Annotated in this window: 13 protein-coding genes, 1 pseudogene and 1 riboswitch; of the genes and pseudogenes, 11 read left to right on the top strand and 3 right to left on the bottom strand. The window is 72.8% G+C overall.

Going from position 1 to position 20,499, the window contains the following annotated elements; all coding sequences use genetic code 11:
- The 4 genes from ACFVHI_RS34570 to ACFVHI_RS34555 form a co-directional block, all read left to right on the top strand.
- The coding region (locus ACFVHI_RS34570) for an SUKH-4 family immunity protein (protein WP_380345856.1) at window positions 1-1,472 on the top strand (1,472 nt) is incomplete at its 5' end.
- Between the two features lie 266 nt (window positions 1,473-1,738).
- Window positions 1,739-3,121 carry a hypothetical protein gene (locus ACFVHI_RS34565; RefSeq protein ID WP_380345854.1) on the top strand — a complete coding sequence of 461 codons (1,383 nt, stop codon included), beginning with the start codon at window positions 1,739-1,741 and terminating at the stop codon, window positions 3,119-3,121.
- Window positions 3,122-3,886: 765 nt separating this feature from the next.
- Window positions 3,887-7,540 carry a transcription-repair coupling factor gene (gene mfd / locus ACFVHI_RS34560; RefSeq protein WP_380345852.1) on the top strand — a complete coding sequence of 1,218 codons (3,654 nt, stop codon included), beginning with the start codon at window positions 3,887-3,889 and terminating at the stop codon, window positions 7,538-7,540.
- 74 nt (window positions 7,541-7,614) lie between these two features.
- Window positions 7,615-8,643 carry a MazG family protein gene (locus ACFVHI_RS34555; protein ID WP_380345850.1) on the top strand — a complete coding sequence of 343 codons (1,029 nt, stop codon included), beginning with the start codon at window positions 7,615-7,617 and terminating at the stop codon, window positions 8,641-8,643.
- A gap of 17 nt (window positions 8,644-8,660) precedes the next feature.
- Here ACFVHI_RS34555 and ACFVHI_RS34550 read toward each other — a convergent pair whose 3' ends face one another.
- On the bottom strand, window positions 8,661-9,086 hold the full coding sequence (locus ACFVHI_RS34550) for an SDR family NAD(P)-dependent oxidoreductase (RefSeq protein WP_063348037.1): 426 nt from the start codon (window positions 9,084-9,086) through the stop codon (window positions 8,661-8,663).
- Between the two features lie 275 nt (window positions 9,087-9,361).
- Here ACFVHI_RS34550 and ACFVHI_RS34545 point away from each other — a divergent pair, with 275 nt between their 5' ends.
- The 7 genes from ACFVHI_RS34545 (at window position 9,362) to ACFVHI_RS34515 (ending at window position 17,596) form a co-directional block, all read left to right on the top strand.
- A complete protein-coding gene (locus ACFVHI_RS34545) occupies window positions 9,362-10,654 on the top strand; it encodes a cytochrome P450 (protein WP_380345848.1) in 1,293 nt (430 codons plus the stop codon).
- Window positions 10,655-10,864: 210 nt separating this feature from the next.
- A riboswitch (cyclic di-AMP (ydaO/yuaA leader) is annotated at window positions 10,865-11,032 on the top strand.
- Between the two features lie 5 nt (window positions 11,033-11,037).
- Entirely contained in the window at window positions 11,038-11,955 is a 918-nt protein-coding gene (locus ACFVHI_RS34540) for a transglycosylase family protein (protein WP_380345846.1), read from the top strand.
- 267 nt (window positions 11,956-12,222) lie between these two features.
- The gene (eno, locus tag ACFVHI_RS34535; protein WP_063348034.1) at window positions 12,223-13,509 is read left to right on the top strand and encodes a phosphopyruvate hydratase; all 1,287 of its coding nucleotides are present in this window, start codon (window positions 12,223-12,225) and stop codon (window positions 13,507-13,509) included.
- Window positions 13,510-13,715: 206 nt separating this feature from the next.
- Complete coding sequence (locus ACFVHI_RS34530; RefSeq protein ID WP_063348033.1) at window positions 13,716-14,222, top strand: septum formation initiator family protein; 507 nt, start codon at window positions 13,716-13,718, stop codon at window positions 14,220-14,222.
- On the top strand, window positions 14,194-14,862 hold the full coding sequence (locus tag ACFVHI_RS34525; RefSeq protein WP_079136261.1) for a DUF501 domain-containing protein: 669 nt from the start codon (window positions 14,194-14,196) through the stop codon (window positions 14,860-14,862). The genes ACFVHI_RS34530 and ACFVHI_RS34525 overlap by 29 nt, the downstream gene beginning before the upstream one ends.
- Window positions 14,863-14,864: 2 nt before the next feature.
- A complete protein-coding gene (locus ACFVHI_RS34520) occupies window positions 14,865-15,800 on the top strand; it encodes a Ppx/GppA phosphatase family protein (protein WP_063348031.1) in 936 nt (311 codons plus the stop codon).
- Between the two features lie 428 nt (window positions 15,801-16,228).
- Complete coding sequence (locus ACFVHI_RS34515) at window positions 16,229-17,596, top strand: NAD(P)/FAD-dependent oxidoreductase (protein WP_063348030.1); 1,368 nt, start codon at window positions 16,229-16,231, stop codon at window positions 17,594-17,596.
- 200 nt (window positions 17,597-17,796) lie between these two features.
- Here ACFVHI_RS34515 and ACFVHI_RS34510 read toward each other — a convergent pair whose 3' ends face one another.
- Window positions 17,797-20,355 (bottom strand): ABC transporter permease, encoded by a 2,559-nt coding sequence (locus ACFVHI_RS34510; protein WP_380345843.1) that lies wholly within the window; start codon window positions 20,353-20,355, stop codon window positions 17,797-17,799.
- Between the two features lie 64 nt (window positions 20,356-20,419).
- Window positions 20,420-20,499 (bottom strand): annotated as a pseudogene (locus tag ACFVHI_RS34505) (ABC transporter ATP-binding protein); the annotation flags it as partial.

Here is a 20,499-nt window from a genome sequence, read left to right as displayed (position 1 = left end):
CTCCTCCTCCGGCCGCGCTGCGCGGTGGCGCGTCCGGTCCGGGCGCCGCGCACGGCGTCGCGCTCGGCCGCAGTCCGGCCGCCGCCCCGCCGCCGCCCCCGCCCGCCGGGCTGCGGCACACCCCCGGGGCCGGTGCGCCCGCCGCCGGCCGAACCGGCCGCGCGGCCGGTTCGACCCCGCCGCCTCCGCCTCCGGCGGGCCTGCGCGGGGCCGTCGCCCCGGCGCCCGCCCCGGTTCCGCCGGCCGCGCCCGCCGCCGGCGTGGCGTACGAGGCGACCCAGCTGGCCGGCGCGATCGACCCGGCGCTGCTGGGCGCCGTGCCGGCCGACCCGGGCACCCCGCCGTCCGGCGGCCCTGCCGTCCCGCCGCCGCCCGGCGGTCCGGCGGCCCCCGCCGCGCCCGCGCCCGGGTACGGCTACCCGAACGCGGGCGGCGCGGCCCCGGCCGTCCCGCCGGCGCCGGTGCCCGGCGTGCCGCAGGGCGCTGCCGTCCCGCCGGGGGTGCCGACGGTCGGCCCCGGCTACTTCGCCGCGCTCAGCTACCGGGGCCCGGACGGCTCCGAGCAGAAGCTGCTGCACCGCAGCGAGCCCGGCACCCCGCACCCGGAGTGGAAGATCCTCCAGGACCTGCGGCGGCTGAACGTGCCGCCGGAGCAGGTGCTGGAGCTCTACACCGAGCTGGAGTCGTGCGACCTGCCGGGCGGCTACTGCAACCGCATGATCGCCGCGTCCTGGCCGAACGTCCGGCTCACCCACACCGCCGCCTACGGCCGCGACCACGCGTCCCGGCAGGCCGGCATGGCCGAGCTGCTCGACCACCTGGACGAGCTGCACCAGCTGGCCTCCGGGGCCCAGCGGGTCCGCCCGTCCCGGGTGCCGCTGCCCGCGCCGGGGACGGTCCAGCCGCTGCCGCCGCTCCCGCCGCAGCAGCTCGCCCAGGAGCTCGGGGCGGCCTTCGGTCAGAACGTGTTCCGCTACGAGCAGCGCGCGGTCTCCCGCCAGGGCGTGCCCGAGCCGGTGTCGCAGTCCCTGGTGTGGGCGGGGCTGCCGCGCGACTTCGGCCCGTTCTTCTGGGCGCAGGCGCAGGAGGGCCGGCCGATCCCGACGCTCGCCGAGCTGGCCGCCGAGCGCGGTCTGCCCGCGGCCCCGGACTTCGGCGGCTACCTGGTGCTCGGCAACGACTACGGCCGCCAGCTCTGCGTCCAGTACGGCACCGCGAACGTGGTCGCCGTGGACGTCGACGGAACCGGCCAGCCTCCCCGGTTCGTCAACACAGGTGTACCGGAGTTCGTCCGCGCGATGGCCCTGCTGGGCCGGATGTGGCGGCTGCGGTACGGGCTGACCCCGGACCAGGCCGGTCGCTGGACGACCGACTTTCAGGCGCAGCTCGCCGCGATCGACCCGGCGGCCCTGCAGACCGCGGACACGTGGTGGGCCGTGCTGCTGGAGCAGTTCTGGGACGGCCTGCTGTAGCGGGTTGTCGAGGATCCTCGCAGGTGGGGAGGGGTCGTTCCGGTGTTTGGAACGACCCCTCCGGCATGCCGTCGTGGCTGTGCCTCGTTGGGGTTTCGCCCAGATCTGCGCAAAATAGGTCAAGAGGATGGGTCTATTCGTCCAGTCCTCGACGTATTCCGGTCCGCCAGGCGTCCGATTTCGGCCCCGGCCGCCGAACCGGTTCCGGATCCGTCCGTTCCGTCCGATCATGGGCTCCGCAGCCCGCGACATGAGGGGAAGAGCCCATGAGCGACGCCGTCCCCGAGTACGGCTTCACCTCTGCCCGGCGCGGTTACGCGCCCGAGCAGGTCGACCGAGCCCTCACCGCCCTCACCGCGCAGCGCGACGAGGCGTGGGAGCGGCTGAGCGTCCTCGGCTCCGGGCTCCGGCAGATGGAGGCCCGGCTGGCCGACATCCGCCGGGCCGCCGAGGACGCTCCGGAGCCCGACTACGAGGTGCTCAGCGAGCAGGCCGCCGGATTGGCGGTGATGGCCCAGAACGAGGCGCGCGCCGTCCGGGAGAAGGCCGAGCGCTTCTCCGAGGACCTCCGGGACGAGGTCTACGAGGCCGGCCAGGCCCTCGGCCACGCCGCCAAGGAGTACGCCGCCACCACCCGCTCCGAGGCCGACCAGGCCGCCCGGCGCACCGACGAGCGCACCCGCGCCGAGGCCGAGGGCATCCGGGCCGAGGCCGACCGGGAGAGCCGCAGCGACCGGGACGCCGCCACCTCCTACGCCGCCAAGGTGCGGGTGGCCGCCGCCGAGGCCGGCGAGCAGGCCGAGGCCACGCTCGCCGAGCTGCGCCGCAAGGCCGACGAGACCTTCGCCCAGGCCCAGACCAAGGCCGACGCCGAGGACGCCCAGGTCTCCGCGACCGCCGAGCGCCGGGTCAAGGAGGCCGAGCAGCACCGGGAGACCGTGCTCGGCCGGATCAAGCAGCTGGAGACCGACGCCCAGGCCAAGGCCGACCAGCTGATCGAGCAGGCCCGCCGGGAGGCCGAGCGGATCAACGCGGCGAGCGAACGCGAGCAGGGCGAGTTCGACGGCCGTCTGGAGACCGTGCAGAAGCACCTGGACCACATCAAGGCCACGCTGGCCTCGCTCACCGGCGCGGCGGTCGGCGCCATCGAGCCGGAGCGGCTGGCGGCGGCGGTCGCCGGGCCGGCGGACGCCCGGCGGGTCGCGGACGCGGTCGCCGACGCGGGGCCGGTGGACGCGGCGCCGGTGGACTCGGAGGCGGACACCGGCGAGATCGAGGTGGCCGACCTGCGGAAGGCCGTCGCGTCGGCCGCGTCGGCCGCGCCGGCCGCGCGGGAGAAGCCGGCGGCCGGGCTGCGGATGCCGGTCGTGGGCGGGGCCTCCGTCGCCGGGGCCGCGAGCGGTTCCGGCGCGTCCGGCGCGTCCAGTGCGTCCGGCGCGCCCGCCGGGGCGGTGGCGACCGGTCCGGTCGTGCCGGCCGCGGCGCCGCCGAAGCCGGTCGGACCGCCCCGGTCGGGGGAGGCCGACGGCGACGGCGAAGGCGTCGAGAAGGAGCCGCAGGACGAGACCCGGATCATCCCGAAGATCGTCATCGTGGACGACGGTGCCGGCTACGCCACCCCGAACACGGTGAGCTACCGGCGTCGCTGACCGCCGCGCCGGCGGCTCGCCCGCGATCAGCCGGGTGAGCTTCGCGTCCTGGGCCCTGACCGCTCCCGCTGGGGCGGTCAGGGCCTTCGCGTTGCGGTCGATCGGCCGGCGCCGGTAGCCGGCCGGGGCGGCGAATCGAAGAGGAGCGGTACGGCGTCGACCTGTCGCGCCGGTAGTCGCCGCACGCCTGGTGGCGGCGGCGGGCCGGAACGCGGTCCGGCAGGGCGGCGACCACGAGTGAGGCCGAGACCCGTGGCGCCCTCCAGGAAAGGGCGCCACGGTTCCCGGCGCTTGGGCGGGCGCCCCCACCCAGGGTCGCCCGGCCTCGCACCTCCGACCCCCATCGGGGGTGCGACAGTGCCGCCACAGCCATCCCCCACGGTTGGGTGCGGCGGGCACATTCACCATGGTGCGCGATCTCCATGGACAGGCAGTGACAGGAGTATGTCCAGTTCGTGGCAGATCGCGGAGCCGAATCTGACCAGGGGCCGGACGGTTCGTCCACCGGCCGGTCCGGTGTTCCGTCCAGTGGTTCGTCCGCGGTCCGGTCGCGGTCCGGTCGCGGGCTCCGTCCGGGGCCGTTCGTCGCCCCGGACGGTGGTTCGTTCCCGCCCGGCCCCGCCGGGCCGTACGCCGCGTGTGCGTCCGTGCCGCGGCGTAGGCTGGATACCCCCGGCCGCTCGGCGTGCCGGGCCGTTCGCGTTGCCCCGGCAGGCCTCTGCCGCCCGGAGGCAGCACCAGCCACGGGACGAAGAAGAGACCCTGATGAGTCTGACCGGACTGCTCGATGTCGTCGCGCGGGACTCGGCGCTCGCCGAGGCCATCGAGGCGGCGACCGCCACCGGAGCCGCGGCCGGCGGCCGCCGCCACCTGGACCTGGTCGGACCGCCCGCCGCCCGGCCGTTCGCCATCGCCGCGCTCGCCCGCGCGCTGGCCGGCCAGGCCGCCGGCGAGCGGGGCCGTCCGGTGCTCGCCGTCACCGCGACCGGCCGGGAGGCCGAGGACCTCGCCGCCTCGCTGCGCTCGCTGCTGCCGCCGGACGCGGTCGCCGAGTACCCGGCCTGGGAGACCCTGCCGCACGAGCGGCTGTCGCCCCGCTCGGACACCGTCGGGCGCCGGCTGGCCGTGCTGCGCCGGATCGTGCACCCGCGGGCGGACGACCCGGCGGCCGGCCCGGTGCAGGTGGTCGTCGCGCCGGTCCGCTCGGTGCTCCAGCCGCAGGTCAAGGGGCTGGCCGAGCTGGAGCCGGTGGCCGTCCAGCGCGGCGAGTCGCACGACCTGGAGGAGGTCGCCCGACGGCTCTCCGCCGCCGCCTACGCGCGCGTCGAACTGGTCGAGAAGCGCGGTGAGTTCGCCGTCCGCGGCGGCATCCTGGACGTCTTCCCGCCGACCGAGGAGCATCCGCTGCGGGTGGAGTTCTGGGGCGACGACGTCGAGGAGATCCGCTACTTCAAGGTCGCCGACCAGCGCTCGCTGGAGATCGCCCAGCACGGCCTGTGGGCGCCGCCCTGCCGTGAGCTGCTGCTCACCGACGAGGTGCGGGCGCGGGCCGCCGAGCTGGCCGCCGCGCACCCCGGGCTGGCCGAGATCCTGGACAAGATCGCCGAGGGCATCGCGGTCGAGGGCATGGAGTCGCTGGCGCCCGTCCTGGTGGACGACATGGAACTGCTGATGGACGTGCTGCCGCTCGGCTCGGTCGCCGTGGTCTGCGACCCCGAGCGGGTCCGCACCCGGGCCGCCGACCTGGTGGCGACCAGCCAGGAGTTCCTGCACGCCTCCTGGGTGGCGGCCGCGGCCGGCGGGGACCGGCCGATCGACCTGGAGACCATCGACGTGTCCGCCGCCTCGCTGCGCTCGCTCGCCGAGGTGCGCGAGCACGCCGCCGAGATCGGCCTGCCCTGGTGGTCGGTCAGCCCGTTCGCGACCAGCGAGTCCACCGTGGACGAGGTGCTTGCCCGCGGCGGAGCCGCTGACTGGCACGGCGACGCCAACACGCTCACCCTCGGCATGCACGCCGTCGAGGCCTACCGGGGCGACACCGCCCGGGCGATCGCCGACGCCAAGGAGCGGCTGGCCGCCGACTGGCGGGTCGTGATGGTGACGGAGGGCCACGGGCCCGCCTCCCGGCTCGCCGAGGTGCTCGGCAACGAGGGCATCCCGGCCCGGCTGGTCGCCGACCTCGCCGAGGCGCCCACCCGGGACGTCGTCTACGTCTCCTGCGGCTCGATCGAGCACGGCTTCGTCGACGAGGCCCTGAAGCTGACGGTCATCACCGAGACCGACCTGTCCGGCCAGAAGTCCTCCACCAAGGACATGCGCCGGATGCCGTCCCGGCGCCGCAACGCGATCGACCCGCTGGCCCTGGCCGCCGGCGACTACGTCGTCCACGAGGCGCACGGCGTCGGCCGGTACGTCGAGATGGTGCAGCGCACCGTCCAGGGCGCCACCCGCGAGTACCTGGTACTGGAGTACGCCCCGGCCAAGCGCGGCCACCCCGGCGACCGGCTGTTCGTGCCGACCGACCAGCTCGACCAGGTCACCAAGTACGTCGGCGGCGAGGCCCCGACGCTGCACCGGCTCGGCGGCGCGGACTGGGCGAAGACCAAGCAGCGGGCCAAGAAGGCGGTCAAGGAGATCGCCGCCGACCTGATCAAGCTGTACTCGGCCCGGATGGCCGCCCCCGGCCACACCTTCGGCCCGGACACCCCCTGGCAGCGCGAGCTGGAGGACGCCTTCCCGTACGCGGAGACGCCGGACCAGCTGACCACCATCGCCGAGGTCAAGTCCGACATGGAGAAGTCCGTCCCGATGGACCGGCTGATCTGCGGCGACGTCGGCTACGGCAAGACCGAGATCGCGGTGCGCGCCGCGTTCAAGGCGGTGCAGGACGGCAAGCAGGTGGCGGTGCTGGTGCCGACCACGCTGCTGGTGCAGCAGCACTTCTCCACCTTCGCCGAGCGGTACGCCAACTTCCCGGTGTCGGTGAAGGCGCTCTCCCGGTTCCAGAGCGACAGCGAGGCCAAGGCCGTGCTGGAGGGCCTGTTCGAGGGCTCGGTGGACGTCGTCATCGGCACCCACCGGCTCTTCTCCTCCGAGACCAGGTTCAAGGACCTCGGCCTGGTCATCGTCGACGAGGAGCAGCGCTTCGGCGTCGAGCACAAGGAGCAGCTGAAGAAGCTGCGCGCCAACGTCGACGTGCTCACCATGTCCGCGACGCCGATCCCGCGCACCCTGGAGATGGCCGTCACCGGCATCCGCGAGATGTCCACCATCACCACCCCGCCGGAGGAGCGGCACCCGGTGCTGACCTTCGTCGGCCCCTACGACGAGAAGCAGATCTCGGCCGCGATCCGTCGCGAACTCCTGCGCGAGGGCCAGGTGTTCTACATCCACAACCGGGTGGAGTCGATCGACAAGGCGGCCGCCCGGCTCAAGGACCTCGTCCCCGAGGCGCGGATCGCCACCGCGCACGGGCAGATGGGGGAGAACCAGCTGGAGAAGGTCGTCGTCGACTTCTGGGAGAAGGAGTTCGACGTCCTGGTGTCGACCACGATCGTGGAGTCCGGCATCGACATCTCCAACGCCAACACCCTGATCGTCGAGCGCGGGGACACCTTCGGCCTCTCCCAGCTGCACCAGCTGCGCGGCCGGGTCGGCCGGGGCCGCGAGCGCGGCTACGCGTACATGCTGTACCCGCCGGAGAAGCCGCTCACCGAGACCGCGCACGAGCGCCTGGCCACCATCGCCCAGCACACCGAGATGGGCGCCGGCATGTACGTGGCGATGAAGGACCTGGAGATCCGCGGCGCCGGCAACCTGCTCGGCGGCGAGCAGTCCGGGCACATCGCGGGCGTCGGCTTCGACCTCTACATGCGGATGGTCGGCGAGGCGGTGGCCGAGTTCCGCGAGTCGCTGGCGAACGGCGGCGAGCCGGAGGAGGAGCCGCTGGAGGTGAAGATCGAGCTGCCGGTCGACGCGCACGTGCCGCACGACTACGCGCCCGGCGAGCGGCTGCGGCTGCAGGCGTACCGCTCGATCGCGGCGGTCAACTCGGAGGCGGACATCCAGCAGGTCCGGGACGAGCTCGTCGACCGCTACGGCAAGCTGCCCGAGCCGGTGGAGAACCTGCTGCTGGTCGCGGCGCTGCGGCTGTACGCCCGGCGCTGCGGCATCGCGGACATCACCCTCCAGGGGGCCAACGTCCGGTTCGGGCCGGTGGAGCTGCGGGAGTCCCAGCAGCTGCGGCTGAACCGGCTCTACCCGCGCAGCCAGGTCAAGGCGGCCGCCCAGCAGCTGCTGGTGCCGCGGCCGAGCACCGGGCGGATCGGCGGCAAGCCGCTGGTCGGGCGGGATCTGCTGGGCTGGTGCAGCGAGTTCCTGTCGGCGATGTTCGACGACCTGGCGGGGTCGAAGAAGTAGCCCCCGTCCGCCCCGCCCCCCGCCCTGTCCCCGCCTCGTCCCCGCCCCGGGCGGGCGGCGGGTAGGTTCGGGGTGTGACGACGAATGTTCCGGACGCGAAGCTGATCCTGCTGACGACCACCCACCGGGTGGCCCCCGGATTGCTGGCGTGGCCGGCGTGGGAGGCACTGCGGTCGGCAGGACGGGTGCTGGCGGCGGACGCGGGGCATCCGCAGGTGGCGGCGGTGCGGCAGGCCGGGGTGGAGGTCGAGGTCGTGGCGGCGGGGTCGGCGCCGGCGCTGGCGCGGCTGCTGACCGGGCAGCCGGGCGGGGCGGGGCCGACGGTGTGGCTGGGCAGCCCGGACGGGGATCCGGGGCTGACGGACGCGCTGGCGCGGCTGGCGGTGGAGCACGCCGGTGAGGTGCCGGAGATCGAGGTGCTGCCGGGGTCGTACGACCTGCCGGGGGCGCGGCTGCTGGACCTGGTGTCGGTGATGGACCGGCTGCGCTCGCCGGGCGGTTGCCCGTGGGACGCCGAGCAGACGCACGAGAGCCTGGTGAAGTACCTGGTCGAGGAGGCGTACGAGCTGGTCGAGGCGATCGAGGAGGGGGACCGGGAGACGCTGCGCGAGGAGTTGGGCGACGTGCTGCTCCAGGTGTTCTTCCACTCCCGGATCGCCGAGGAGCACCAGGAGGAGGCGTTCTCGATCGACGACGTGGCCGGTGACATCGTCGAGAAGCTGATGTACCGGCACCCGCACGTGTTCGGGGACGTCGAGGCGGAGGGCGCCGCCGAGGTGGAGGCGAACTGGGAGCAGCTGAAGGCGGCCGAGAAGGCGGACCGGGAGTCGGTGCTGGACGGCGTGCCGGCCGGGCTGCCGTCGCTGGCGTACGCGGCGAAGCTGGTGTCTCGGGTGCGCCGGGCGGGCTTCGCGGGCGTGCCGGACGAGCCGTACGCGCTGCCGGCGGAGCTGACGGCGCAGTCGGCGGGCCGGCTGCTGCTGGCGGTGGCCCAGCGGGCGCACGACGCCGGGGTGGACGTGGACGCGGCGCTGCGCTCGGCCGCGCGCGGTTACCGGGACGCGGTGCGCGCGGCCGAGGGCCTCAAGCCGGTCGGCGAGTAGCGGGCCCGGGCGGGGCCTCAGGCGGCGGTGGCGGTGTTCTCGATCGGCCGCCGCTGCCGGGGGACGACTTCGCCGATGGCCTCGCCGACGAGGGCGAGGAGTTCGGCGAGGCGTTCGAGGTCGAGGCGGGCGGGCAGTTCGGCGAGGGAGACGATCCGCTCGCCGTCGGGGCCGGCGACGCAGAACAGGTCGATGGGTCCGAGGTGCTTCTCGGCGGTGTCGACGAGGGCGGCGATGTCGCTGGGGCGGCGGATGTCGCCGCCGACGCCGACGACGGGGCAGCCCGGCCGGTCGAGTTCGGTGGCGAGGTCCTCGGCGACGCCGGCCCGCTGGTCGGCGATCAGCACTCCGGCGGCTCCGGCGGCGGCGAACCGGCGGGCGAGCTCGGCTCCCGATCCGCCGTCGAGTACCGCGATGACGACGACTGACCCGCTGACCCGCATGGTCTGCTCCTCCCTGTGGGCGACACCGCACCGGCGCCCACGATTTCTGCGGAGGATCGTAGGCAGGTCCTGACCCTCCGCAACAGGGATTACCCCTCAGGTGACCAGGGTCACGCCCGCCGCCCGGCCAAGAGCTGTCCAAGAGCTGTCCACGGACCGTCCACGAGGCGTCCACGGAGCGTTGGCGGGCCGTCCGTCGGGTGTTGACGATCCGGCCCCGCCGGTCGGGGTCGCCGGAGGCGGTGCGGCCCCGACCCACCGGATACGGTCGACGCATGCCAGTGCAGCCCGACCCCGCCGCCCCGCAGCTCTTCACCTGGGAGTTCGCCACCGATCCGTACCCCGCCTACGCCTGGTTGCGCGAGCACGCCCCGGTGCACCGCACGACGCTGCCGAGCGGGGTGGAGGCCTGGTTGGTGACCCGCTACGCGGACGCGCGGCAGGCGCTGGCGGACAGCAGGCTGTCGAAGAACCCGGCGCACCACAGCGAGCAGGCGCACCGCACCGGGCGGGTGGGAATTCCGGGGGAGCGCCAGGCGGACTTGATGACGCATCTGCTGAACATCGACCCGCCGGACCACACCCGGCTGCGCCGGCTGGTGTCGAAGGCGTTCACGCCGCGCCGGGTGGCGGAGTTCGAGCCGCGGGTGCAGCAACTCACGGACCGGCTGATCGACGGCTTCGCGCAGCGCGGTTCGGCGGACCTGATCCACGAGTTCGCGTTCCCGCTCCCCATCTACGCGATCTGCGACCTGCTGGGCGTCCCGGCCGAGGACCAGGACGACTTCCGGGACTGGGCCGGGATGATGATCCGGCACGGCGGCGGCCAACGCGGCGGCGTGGGGCGGGCGGTGAAGCGGATGCGGGCGTACCTGCTGGAGCTGATCCACCGCAAGCGGGCGGATCCGGGCGAGGACCTGATCTCGGGCCTGATCCGGGCGAGCGACCACGGCGAGCACCTGAACGAGAACGAGGCCGCCGCGATGGCGTTCATCCTCCTGTTCGCGGGGTTCGAGACGACCGTCAACCTGATCGGCAACGGCACGTACGCGCTGCTGCGCAACCCGGAGCAGCGCAGGCTGCTGCAGGAGTCGGTGGTGCGCGGCGAGACGGCGCTGCTGGACACCGGGATCGAGGAACTCCTGCGCTACGACGGGCCGGTGGAGATGGCGACGTGGCGCTTCGCGACGCGGCCGCTGTCGATCGGCGGGGTGGACATCCCGGTGGGCGATCCGGTGCTGGTGGTGCTGGCCGCGGCGGATCGCGATCCGGCCAGGTTCGCGGACGAGAACACCCTGGACCTGGCCCGCACGGACAATCCGCACCTGGGTTTCGGCCACGGGATCCACTACTGCATCGGCGCTCCGCTGGCCCGCCTGGAGGGGCGGAGCGCACTGACCACGCTGCTTTCCCGGCTGCCGGACCTGCGGCTCGCGGAAAACCCGGAGAACCTGCGCTGGCGGGGCGGCCTGATCATGCGTGGCCTGCGGGAACTCCCGGTCGAATTCACTCCGGAGGACCGCTCTCCGCACGCGCCGGTCACGCCGGCCGACGCTCCGACACGCTGACGGCACGTCTCCAGCTCGTCGTGGAGCCAGGTCTGAACCCGCATTAATCCGGACATACCGCCGCCGTTGGTAGGCGATTGACCACGCGCCGTAATTTGTGTGTGATATCGGTGATATGAGCTTGTTATTGGTCTGATGATCTGTCTACTCTCCCTGGAGTTCGCAGCTGCGGACCTCGTGCGCGGAACGCCGAATCCTGCCCGCCGCGTCACGGGAAACCGACCAGACCCTGGGCAGGGGCGGGGGAACCAGGTTTGTTGCCGTTCCCCAACGGCTTGGGGTGAAGCCGCCCGAGCGGAATCGTTTCCGCTTTCGGCGGCCGGGCCACCTCCCGGTCCGAACCCGACAGCTCACCTCGCAGGCGTGCGGAGAGGGACCTCGTCATGCTGTTCGTTGGAACTGGCCGCCACCGTCGTCGCACCCAGACCGAGAAGGCCATCGCCGTCGCCGGTGTGGCCGGCGTCGGACTCGCGATGCCGCTCCTCACCGCCACCGGCGCCTCCGCCGCCCCGGCCTCCACCTGGGACGCCGTCGCCCAGTGCGAGAGCGGCGGCAACTGGAGCATCAACACCGGCAACGGCTTCTCCGGCGGCCTGCAGTTCACGTCCAGCACCTGGAAGGCGTACGGCGGCACCTCCTACGCCCCGCAGGCCAACCAGGCCAGCAAGGCACAGCAGATCTCGGTCGCCGAGAAGGTGCTGGCCTCGCAGGGCCCGGGCGCCTGGCCCGTCTGCTCCCAGAAGGCCGGTCTGAGCAAGGGCGGCGCCCCGGCCTCCGTGGACACCTCCACGGATGCCAAGCCCGCCAAGCAGCCCGCCGCCAAGCCGACCCAGCAGGCGCAGACCCCGAAGCCCGCCCAGCAGCCGGTCCAGCAGGCCGCCCCGAAGCCGGCCGCCCAGCAGCCCGTCCAGCAGGCCCCGCAGCAGACGCAGCCGCAGACCCAGGGCTTCTCCGGCAAGGCCGGCTGGGACGCCGACGCGAAGGTGTACTGGTACCAGAACAACGGCGCCTGGTACTGGACCAGCCACCAGAGCGTCTACCAGCAGTACGCGGGCCAGCCCGCCGCCCAGCCGCAGTACGCGCCCCGCGCCGTGCAGCCCGCACAGTCCGCCCCGGCCGCGCAGCCCGCCGCCGCGCAGGGCGGTCACGACTACACCGTCCGGGCCGGCGACACGCTGTCGACGATCGCCGCCGCCCAGGGCGTGTCCGGCGGCTGGCAGTCGGTGTACGACGGCAACCGCGGCACCGTCGGCGGCAACCCCAACCTGATCATGCCCGGCCAGGTGCTGCACCTCGGCTGAGCGGCCCGGGCCCTGAGCGGCCCGCGCCCTGCGGGCGAAGGGGGACGGGCGCCGTCCCCCTTCGCCCGCATTCCCCCGTATTCGCCCGCTTCGATCGGGCAAGCAGGTGAACTACTGGTGGGTAGCCGGGCCACACGCTGAGACGGGACCGAGGCCAGCGCGGCCCCGGGGGCCGGGGCGGTTAGGCTCTGGTCGTAACGACTCCGCAATCGTCCCGCCGGCAGCACCCAACGTCAGCCGGACCCTGCTTCCGCAAGGAGATGCCTCGTGCCGTCCATCGATGTCGTCGTAGCCCGTGAGATTCTCGACTCGCGTGGCAACCCCACGGTCGAGGTCGAGGTCGGCCTCGACGACGGCAGCACCGGTCGTGCCGCTGTCCCGTCGGGTGCCTCCACCGGCGCCTTCGAGGCGCTGGAGCTGCGCGACGGTGACAAGAACCGCTACTTCGGCAAGGGCGTGGAGAAGGCCGTCCTGGCCGTCATCGAGCAGATCGGCCCGGAGCTCGTCGGCTACGACGCCACCGAGCAGCGCCTGATCGACCAGGCCATGCTCGACCTGGACGCCACCCCGGACAAGTCCTCGCTCGGCGCCAACGCGATCCTGGGCGTCTCGCTGGCCGTGGCGCACGCCGCCTCCGAGGCCAGCGACCTGCCGCTGTTCCGCTACCTGGGCGGCCCGAACGCGCACGTGCTGCCCGTTCCGATGATGAACATCCTCAACGGCGGTTCGCACGCGGACTCCAACGTCGACATCCAGGAGTTCATGATCGCCCCGATCGGCGCGGAGTCCTTCTCCGAGGCCGTCCGCTGGGGCGTCGAGGTCTACCACACCCTCAAGGGCGTGCTGAAGGAGCGCGGCCTGTCCACCGGCCTCGGCGACGAGGGCGGCTTCGCGCCGAACCTGGACAGCAACCGCGAGGCCCTGGACCTCATCACCGAGGCCATCCAGAAGGCCGGCTACGTGCCCGGCCGCGACATCGCGCTCGCCCTGGACGTCGCCGCGTCCGAGTTCTACGAGGACGGCGCCTACCAGTTCGAGGGCAAGGCCATCTCCGCCGCCGAGCTCATCGAGTACTACGCCGAGCTGGTCGACTCCTACCCGCTGGTCTCCATCGAGGACCCGCTGGACGAGTCGGACTGGGACGGCTGGAAGGCCATGACCGTCAAGCTGGGCGACAAGGTCCAGCTGGTCGGCGACGACCTGTTCGTCACCAACCCGGCCCGCCTGGCCAGGGGCATCGAGACCGGCACCGCCAACGCGCTGCTGGTGAAGGTGAACCAGATCGGCTCGCTGACCGAGACCCTGGACGCCGTCGAGCTGGCCCAGCGCAACGGCTACCGCTGCATGATGTCGCACCGCTCCGGCGAGACCGAGGACGTCACCATCGCCGACCTGGCCGTCGCCACCAACTGCGGCCAGATCAAGACCGGCGCCCCGGCCCGCTCCGAGCGCGTCGCCAAGTACAACCAGCTGCTGCGCATCGAGGAGATCCTCGACGACGCCGCCGAGTACGCCGGCCGCGGCGCCTTCCCGCGCTTCCGCTCCGCGGAGTAGCAAGCACAGCCGTTCCGCGGAATAGCAAGCACAGCCGCTCCGCGGAGCAGCAAGCTCAGCCGCTCCTCGGAGCGGCGAGCACGGTCGCTCCGCCGACCGGTGAGCACGCCTGACCGGTGCCCCGCCGTTCACCCCGTAGGGTGGACGGCGGGGCACCGTCGCGACCAGGAGGGGAACGGGAGATGGCAGGCTGGAGGATCCCGGGCTTGGCGGCCCGGCCTCGCTTCACGAGCCGGGCGACCGTCCTCGTCCTGGTGCTCTGCTCGCTGGTGGCGATCCTCGCCTACCCGACGCGGCAGTTCATCTCCCAGCGCGCCGAGATCTCCGCCCAGCAGGCGAAGGCCGACCGCTCCCGTCAGCAGGTCGAGCAGCTGCGCCGGGAGAAGGCCCGCTGGCAGGACCCCGAGTACGTCAAGGCGCAGGCCCGCGCCCGGCTGCACTACGCGATGCCGGGGGAGACCCCGTACATCGCGGTGGATCCGGCCGGTCCGGCCGCCGCCCGGCCCTCGGCGTCCGCCACCGGTTCCGCTGCCGCCGCCGGCTCGGCCGCCTCCGACGGCGCGTCCGGCGGCTCGGCGCGGGCCGCCAAGCCCTGGTACGCCAGCATCTGGGACTCGGTCGACGCCGCCGACACCACCGACGCCGCCGCCCCCGCCTCCCCCCGTCCGCTCCCACCGTCCCCCGCTGGAGACACCTCCCCCCATGACCACTGAGAACCACCCCGCCGTCTCCGACGCCGACGTCGCCGCCATCGCCGCCCAGCTCGGCCGGGTGCCGCGCGGCCTGCGCGGCGTGGCGCACCGCTGCCCCTGCGGCAACCCGGACGTCGTGGAGACGGCCCCCCGACTGCCGGACGGCACGCCGTTCCCGACGCTGTACTACCTGACCTGCCCCAAGGCCGCCTCGCTGATCGGCACCCTGGAGGCGGACGGCGTGATGAAGGAGCAGACCGCCCGGCTCGCCGAGGACCCGGAGCTGGCCGCCGCCTACCAGAAGGCGCACGAGGACTACATCGCCCGGCGCGACGCCATCGAGGTGCTGGAGGGCTTCCCGAGCGCCGGTGGCATGCCGGACCGGGTGAAGTGCCTGCACGTGCTGGTCGGCCACTCGCTGGCGGCCGGCGAGGGCGTCAACCCGCTCGGCGACGAGGCGATCGGCCTGCTGGAGGACTGGTGGGCCAAGGGCCCCTGCGTCTCCCCGGCCGAGGTCGAGGCCGCCGGTGGGCGGGTCGCCCGCAACCGGGCCAAGGAGCAGGACCACCAGGCCGTGATCGAGGCCAAGCAGCAGAAGGCCGCCGAGCGCGCCGCGAAGAAGCGGGCCGCCGAGGAGTCCGACCCCGGGGAGTCCGCGTGAGCATGACCCGGGTGGCCGCGATCGACTGCGGCACCAACTCGATCCGGCTGCTGGTCGCCGACCTGGACCCGGCCACCGGGGAGATCACCGATCTCGACCGCCGCATGATCATCAACCGGCTGGGCCAGGGCGTGGACCAGACCGGCCGGCTGCACCCGGACGCGCTGGCCCGCACCTTCGCGGCCTGCCGTGAGTACCGGGAGGTCATCGCCGGGTTCGGGGTCGGCCCGGAGCGCACCCGCTTCGTCGCCACCAGCGCCTCGCGGGACGCCGAGAACAGCGACGAGTACGTCGAGGGCGTGCGCGCGATCCTGGGCGTCGAGCCCGAGGTGGTGAGCGGCGAGGAGGAGGCGCACCTGTCCTTCGTGGGCGCCACCAAGGAGCTGACCGGCGGCCAGTTCCCGGCGCCGTACCTGGTGTTCGACCTCGGCGGCGGTTCGACCGAGTTCGTGCTGGGCGGTGCGGACGTGCAGGCGGCGCGCTCGGTGGACATCGGCTGCGTCCGGCTCACCGAGCGGCACTTCGGCGGCGCCGAGCTGCCCTCGCCGGAGCAGATCGAGACGGCCCGGGCGCACGTGCGGGCCGAGCTGGACAAGGCCGAGGAGGTCGTCCCGCTGCGCGGCGCGGCCACCCTGGTGGGCCTGGCCGGGACGGTCACCACGGTGTCCGCGATCGCCCAGGACCTGCCGGCCTACGACTCGGCGGCGATCCACCACTCGCGGATCGGCCGGGAGCGGGTCGCCGGGATCGCCCGTGAGCTGCTGGGTGCCACCCACGCCGAGCGCGCGGCCATCCCGTCGATGCACCCGGGCCGGGTGGACGTGATCGCGGCCGGCGCGCTGGAGCTGCTGGAGATCATGGAGCGGACGGGCGCGGCCGAGGTGGTCGTGAGCGAGCACGACATCCTGGACGGCATCGCCTGGAGTATGGCCTCCTGACCTCCTGCGGGCCTTACCCGACCGGCCCCGGCACCCCTTTCGGGGGTCCGGGGCCGGGGCGCGCCCGGCCCGGTGCGGGAAAGTTCGTGAATTTCTTCACATGGCGATCCAGTCATTCGTCGCACCCGCTCGCCCGCTACGTCCGAAATGTGGGACCGAAGGTCTGCTCGCCGTGACGACCCCTGGATCGCAGGTCAAGCCTCGGTTGAGGTTTGAAAATCGAAATCACGAGCGGGAACCCGGGCGCCGTACGGATCGTTGCTGCTCAGCAGGGTGGTATTCCGGCGTGCGCCCACGAGGGGGCGCCCAAGGCCGTGAGCCGACGCGCTGGGCCCGGATTTGCGGCCGCGCAGTGTAGCACGGGGTGTCCAGAAGCTTGTGACCGGGCTCACGAAGGCTGCTCCGGACGGTGCTGGATACTTTCGGATATGAGCACCACGGAGCGTCCTCGCATCCTCATTGTCGGCGGTGGTTACGTCGGCCTGTATGCCGCGATGCGCATCCTCAAGAAGATGCGTTACGGCGAAGCGACCGTCACGGTCGTGGACCCGCGGTCGTACATGACGTACCTGCCCTTCCTCCCCGAGGCGGCCGGCGGCAACGTCGCGCCCCGCAACCTCGTCGCGCCGCTGCGCAGCGCCCTCAAGAAGGCGGAGGTGCTCACCGGTGCGGTCACCGGTGTGGACCACGCCCGCAAGGTCGCCACCATCCAGCCCGCGGCCGGCGACAGCTACGAGCTGCCCTTCGAGTACCTGGTCGTCGCGACCGGCTCGGTCTCCCGCACCTTCCCGATCCCGGGTCTGGCGGAGCACGGCATCGGCATGAAGACGGTGGAGGAGGCCATCAGCCTCCGCAACCACGTCATGGCCCAGCTCGACAAGGCCGAGTCCACCGCCGACGAGGAGGTCCGCCGCAAGGCCCTGACCTTCGTCGTCATCGGCGGCGGCTTCGCCGGTGTCGAGACGATCGCCGAGGTCGAGGACATGGCGCGCGACGCCGCCAAGATCTACAAGACCGTCAGCCGTGACGACATGCGCTTCGTCCTGGTGGAGGCGGCCAACCGCATCCTCCCGGAGATGGGCCCGGACCTCGGTCTGTGGACCAAGGAGAAGCTCGAGGAGCGGAAGATCGAGGTCTACATCGAGACCTCGATGGACTCCTGCGTCGACCAGCACGTGGTGCTGAAGAACGGCCTGGAGATGGACGCCTCCACCATCGTGTGGACGGCCGGCGTGAAGCCGAACCCGGTGCTGGCCAACTTCGGCCTGCCGCTGGGCCCGCGCGGCCACGTCGACACCGCGCCGACCCTCCAGGTCCAGGGCTTCGACTACGTCTGGTCCGCCGGCGACAACGCCCAGGTCCCGGACCTCGCCTCCGGCGAGGGCGCCTGGTGCCCGCCGAACGCGCAGCACGCCGTGCGCCAGGCCGCCGTCCTCGGTGACAACGTCATCTCGGGCATGCGGGGCTTCCCGCAGAAGAACTACGAGCACAAGAACCTCGGTGCGGTCGCCGGCCTGGGCCTGCACAAGGGCGTCGCGATCCTCTTCGGCAAGGTCAAGCTGAAGGGCCGCCTGGCCTGGTGGTTCCACCGCGCGTACCACGGCGCCATGGTCCCGACCATGAACCGCAAGGTCCGGGTCTTCACCGACTGGACGCTGGCCATGTTCCTGAAGCGCGAGATGGTCGGCCTCTCCCAGATGGAGCAGCCGCGCCTGCCGATCCAGGAGGTCACGGCGCCCACGAAGCCCGTGGAGGCCGCCAAGCCGGCCGCCGAGAAGGAACTCGCCAGCAAGTAAGCGACTGCGACCCCGGTGTGGGAGCACCGGGGTATGAGTCGGAGGCCCTCCGCCCGGCAGTGTCGCCGGACCACGACCTCCGTGGTGCTCAGCCGGCCGTGCGACCGGGCGGAGTACAGAAGTAGAAGGGCCCCTGCCGAAACCCTCCGGCAGGGGCCCTTTCTCGTCGTCCGCCCGCTGGGCGGGCCCGTGAGGGGCGGTCAGTCGGTCTTGATGCTCTCCAGGATGTCCAGCTTGGACGCCCGGCGGGCGGGCCAGATCGCGGCGACCAGGCCGACCACCCCGGCCAGGGCCAGGAACAGCGCCAGCTGGCCGAACGGCAGGACGGTGGTCAGGCCGCTCAGGCTGGACTTCAGGGTGCCGTTGATCGCCCAGGCGATGAAGCAGCCGAGCAGCAGGCCGATGCCGGCGCCGAACAGCGAGATCACCACGGACTCCAGGCGGACCATCCGCTTGATGCCCCGGCGGTCAAGGCCGATCGCCCGCAGCATCCCGATCTCGCGCTTGCGCTCGAAGACCGACATCGCCAGCGTGTTGATCACGCCCAGGATCGCGACCAGCACGGACATCGCCAGCAGGCCGTACATCAGGTTCAGCGCGAAGGTGATGGTCTGGCTGAAGTCGTCGCGGACGTCCTGCTTGGACTTGACGTCGATCACCGGGTTGGCGCCGGTGGCGTCCTTGAGGGACTGCTTGAGCGCGGCGGTGGCGCCGTCCTTGCCCTTGACCAGGACGTCGGTGATGTAGGGCTTCGCCTCGTGCTTGGCGACCTCGCTGTTGGCCAGCAGGGCCGAGCCGAGCATGCCGCCCTTCTCGTACACGCCGCCGACGGTGAGCTGACCGGTGGACTGGTCCGGGTAGGAGACCGCCATCGTCGAGCCGGCGGTGACGTGGAGCTTCGTGGCGAGGTCCTGGTCCACCAGGACCTTGCCCTGGCCGAGGGCGGTGGTGGCGCCGCTGGTCAGCTTGACCTCGGCGAGCTGGTCGAAGGAGCCGGCGTCCATGCCGGTGACCGCCACGCCGGTGCCGTCGAACTCCCACCTGGCGGTCGTCACCGCGGAGGAGGCGGCCACCCCGGGGGCCTTGGCGATCTCACCGGGCACCTGCTCGGACAGGCTCATGTGGTTGGCGCCCGAGACCATGTAGTCGGACTTCATCGAGCTGGTGACGGCCTTGTCGATCGCGCCGCCGACCGAGGCGCCGATCACGGTGAGGCCGCTGACCAGGGTCAGGCCGATGGTGAGCGCGGCGGCGGTGGACGCGGTGCGGCGCGGGTTGCGGACCGCGTTCTGCTGGGCGAGCTTGCCCGGGGTGCCGCCGAGCCCGCGCAGCAGCGGGCCGATCAGTGCGACCACCGGGCGGGAGAGCAGCGGCAGCAGGACGAACACGCCGATCAGGGCGAGCAGGGCGCCGAGGCCGACCGGCAGGCGGCCGCTGTCGTTGCCGGTGGAGGCGCCGAAGCCGATCAGCGCGAGGCCGCCGGCGGTGAGCGCCGAGCCGATCGCGTTGCGGACCAGCAGGCTCTTCTGGCTGGTCGGCTGGTCGCCGCTGCTCATCGCCGCCACCGGGGCGATCCGGGAGGCGCGCACGGCCGGCAGCAGGGCGGACAGTACCGTCACCAGGACGCCGACGGCCAGGGTCACCGCGATGGTGAGCGGCTTGATGACCAGCGTGCCGTGCGGCATGTTCTCGTTCAGCTGGCTCATCAGGGCCTGCATGCCGGCGCCGATCCCGATGCCGGCGAGCAGCCCGGCCAGCGCCGCGACGGTGCCGATCGCCAGGGCCTCGACCAGCACCGAGCGGGTGACCTGCTTGCGGCTGGCGCCGATCGCCCGCAGCAGCGCGAGTTCCTTGGTGCGCTGGGCGACCAGCATGGTGAAGGTGTTGGCGATGATGAAGATGCCGACGAAGAGCGATATCCCGGCGAAGACCAGCAGCATGGTGCGCATGCTGTCGGTGGTCTTGGTGATCATCGCCTGCTCGTCGGCCTTGAGCTTGGCGCCCGTCTCGACGTCGAAGTGCTGGCCGGACGGCACCTTGGGCTGGACCTGGGCGAGCAGCGCGTCCTCGCTGGTGCCGGGCTTGGCGGTGAGCACGATGCTGCTGAAGTGGCCGGGCTCCAGCAGCAGCTGCTGGGCGGTGGCGCGGTCGAACAGGGTGAGGGTGCCGCCGCTGTTCACCACCGGGTCGTCGGTGGTGAAGACGCCGGTGAGCTTCGCCTCGACCACCGGGCCGTTGATGGCGATCCGGACGGTGTCGCCGATCTTGTAGCCGGCCTTGTCGGCGGTCTTGCGGTCGAGGGCGATCTCCTTGCCGTTCTTCGGGCCCTGACCCTCGGCCATCGGGTAGCGCGGGTCCTTGCCGTCCGCGGCCGGGGCGAAGTTGGCGCCCTTGGCGGCCCAGAACTGGCCGATCAGGTTGCCGCTCCGGTCGGCGACCCCGGTGAAGCCGCTGACCACGCCGCGGGCGTTGGCGGTGCCCGGCAGGGCGGCCAGCTGCTGGACGGTGGCGTCGGTGAGCGAGGCGTTGCCGCTCTCGCTCTTCTGCTTGGCGCTGGCGCGGGAGCCGGCCGAGTAGTCCACGACCTGGACCGAGACGTCCGAGTAGCTCTTGGAGTTGTTGTCCCGCATGGCCTTGCCGAAGGTGTCGGAGAAGACCATGGTGCCGGCGACGAAGGCGGTGCCGAGCATGACGGCCAGCGCCGTCATGAGGAGTCGGCCCTTGTGGGCCAGCACGTTGCGCAGTGCGGTGCGGTACATGGGGTGTCCTGGGTTTCGCGTAGGGGCGGCGGCTGGGCTGGCTGGCCCTGGCTGGCGGGATGCTCTAGCTGGTGCGGCCCTTGGCGTCGAAGCGGCGCATGCGGTCCAGGACGGTGTCGGCGGTGGGGTGGTGGAGTTCGTCGA

Origin of the sequence: Kitasatospora sp. NPDC127121 (genome assembly GCF_042677305.1) — a bacterium.
In the GTDB taxonomy this organism is placed as follows: Bacteria; Actinomycetota; Actinomycetes; order Streptomycetales; family Streptomycetaceae; genus Kitasatospora.
Note: the sequence above shows the minus strand (reverse complement) of the source record. Positions and strands in the feature narration are given on the sequence as shown.

What these genes read in the sequence shown, in the direction of transcription:
- ACFVHI_RS34510 (WP_380345843.1), bottom strand. Translation starts at nt 20,355, where the DNA reads ATGTACCGCACCGCACTGCGCAACGTGCTGGCCCACAAGGGCCGACTC.
- ACFVHI_RS34550 (WP_063348037.1), bottom strand. Translation starts at nt 9,086, where the DNA reads ATGCGGGTCAGCGGGTCAGTCGTCGTCATCGCGGTACTCGACGGCGGA.
- ACFVHI_RS34545 (WP_380345848.1), top strand. Translation starts at nt 9,362, where the DNA reads ATGCCAGTGCAGCCCGACCCCGCCGCCCCGCAGCTCTTCACCTGGGAG.
- ACFVHI_RS34565 (WP_380345854.1), top strand. Translation starts at nt 1,739, where the DNA reads ATGAGCGACGCCGTCCCCGAGTACGGCTTCACCTCTGCCCGGCGCGGT.
- ACFVHI_RS34515 (WP_063348030.1), top strand. Translation starts at nt 16,229, where the DNA reads ATGAGCACCACGGAGCGTCCTCGCATCCTCATTGTCGGCGGTGGTTAC.
- ACFVHI_RS34540 (WP_380345846.1), top strand. Translation starts at nt 11,038, where the DNA reads ATGCTGTTCGTTGGAACTGGCCGCCACCGTCGTCGCACCCAGACCGAG.
- ACFVHI_RS34520 (WP_063348031.1), top strand. Translation starts at nt 14,865, where the DNA reads ATGACCCGGGTGGCCGCGATCGACTGCGGCACCAACTCGATCCGGCTG.
- mfd (WP_380345852.1), top strand. Translation starts at nt 3,887, where the DNA reads ATGAGTCTGACCGGACTGCTCGATGTCGTCGCGCGGGACTCGGCGCTC.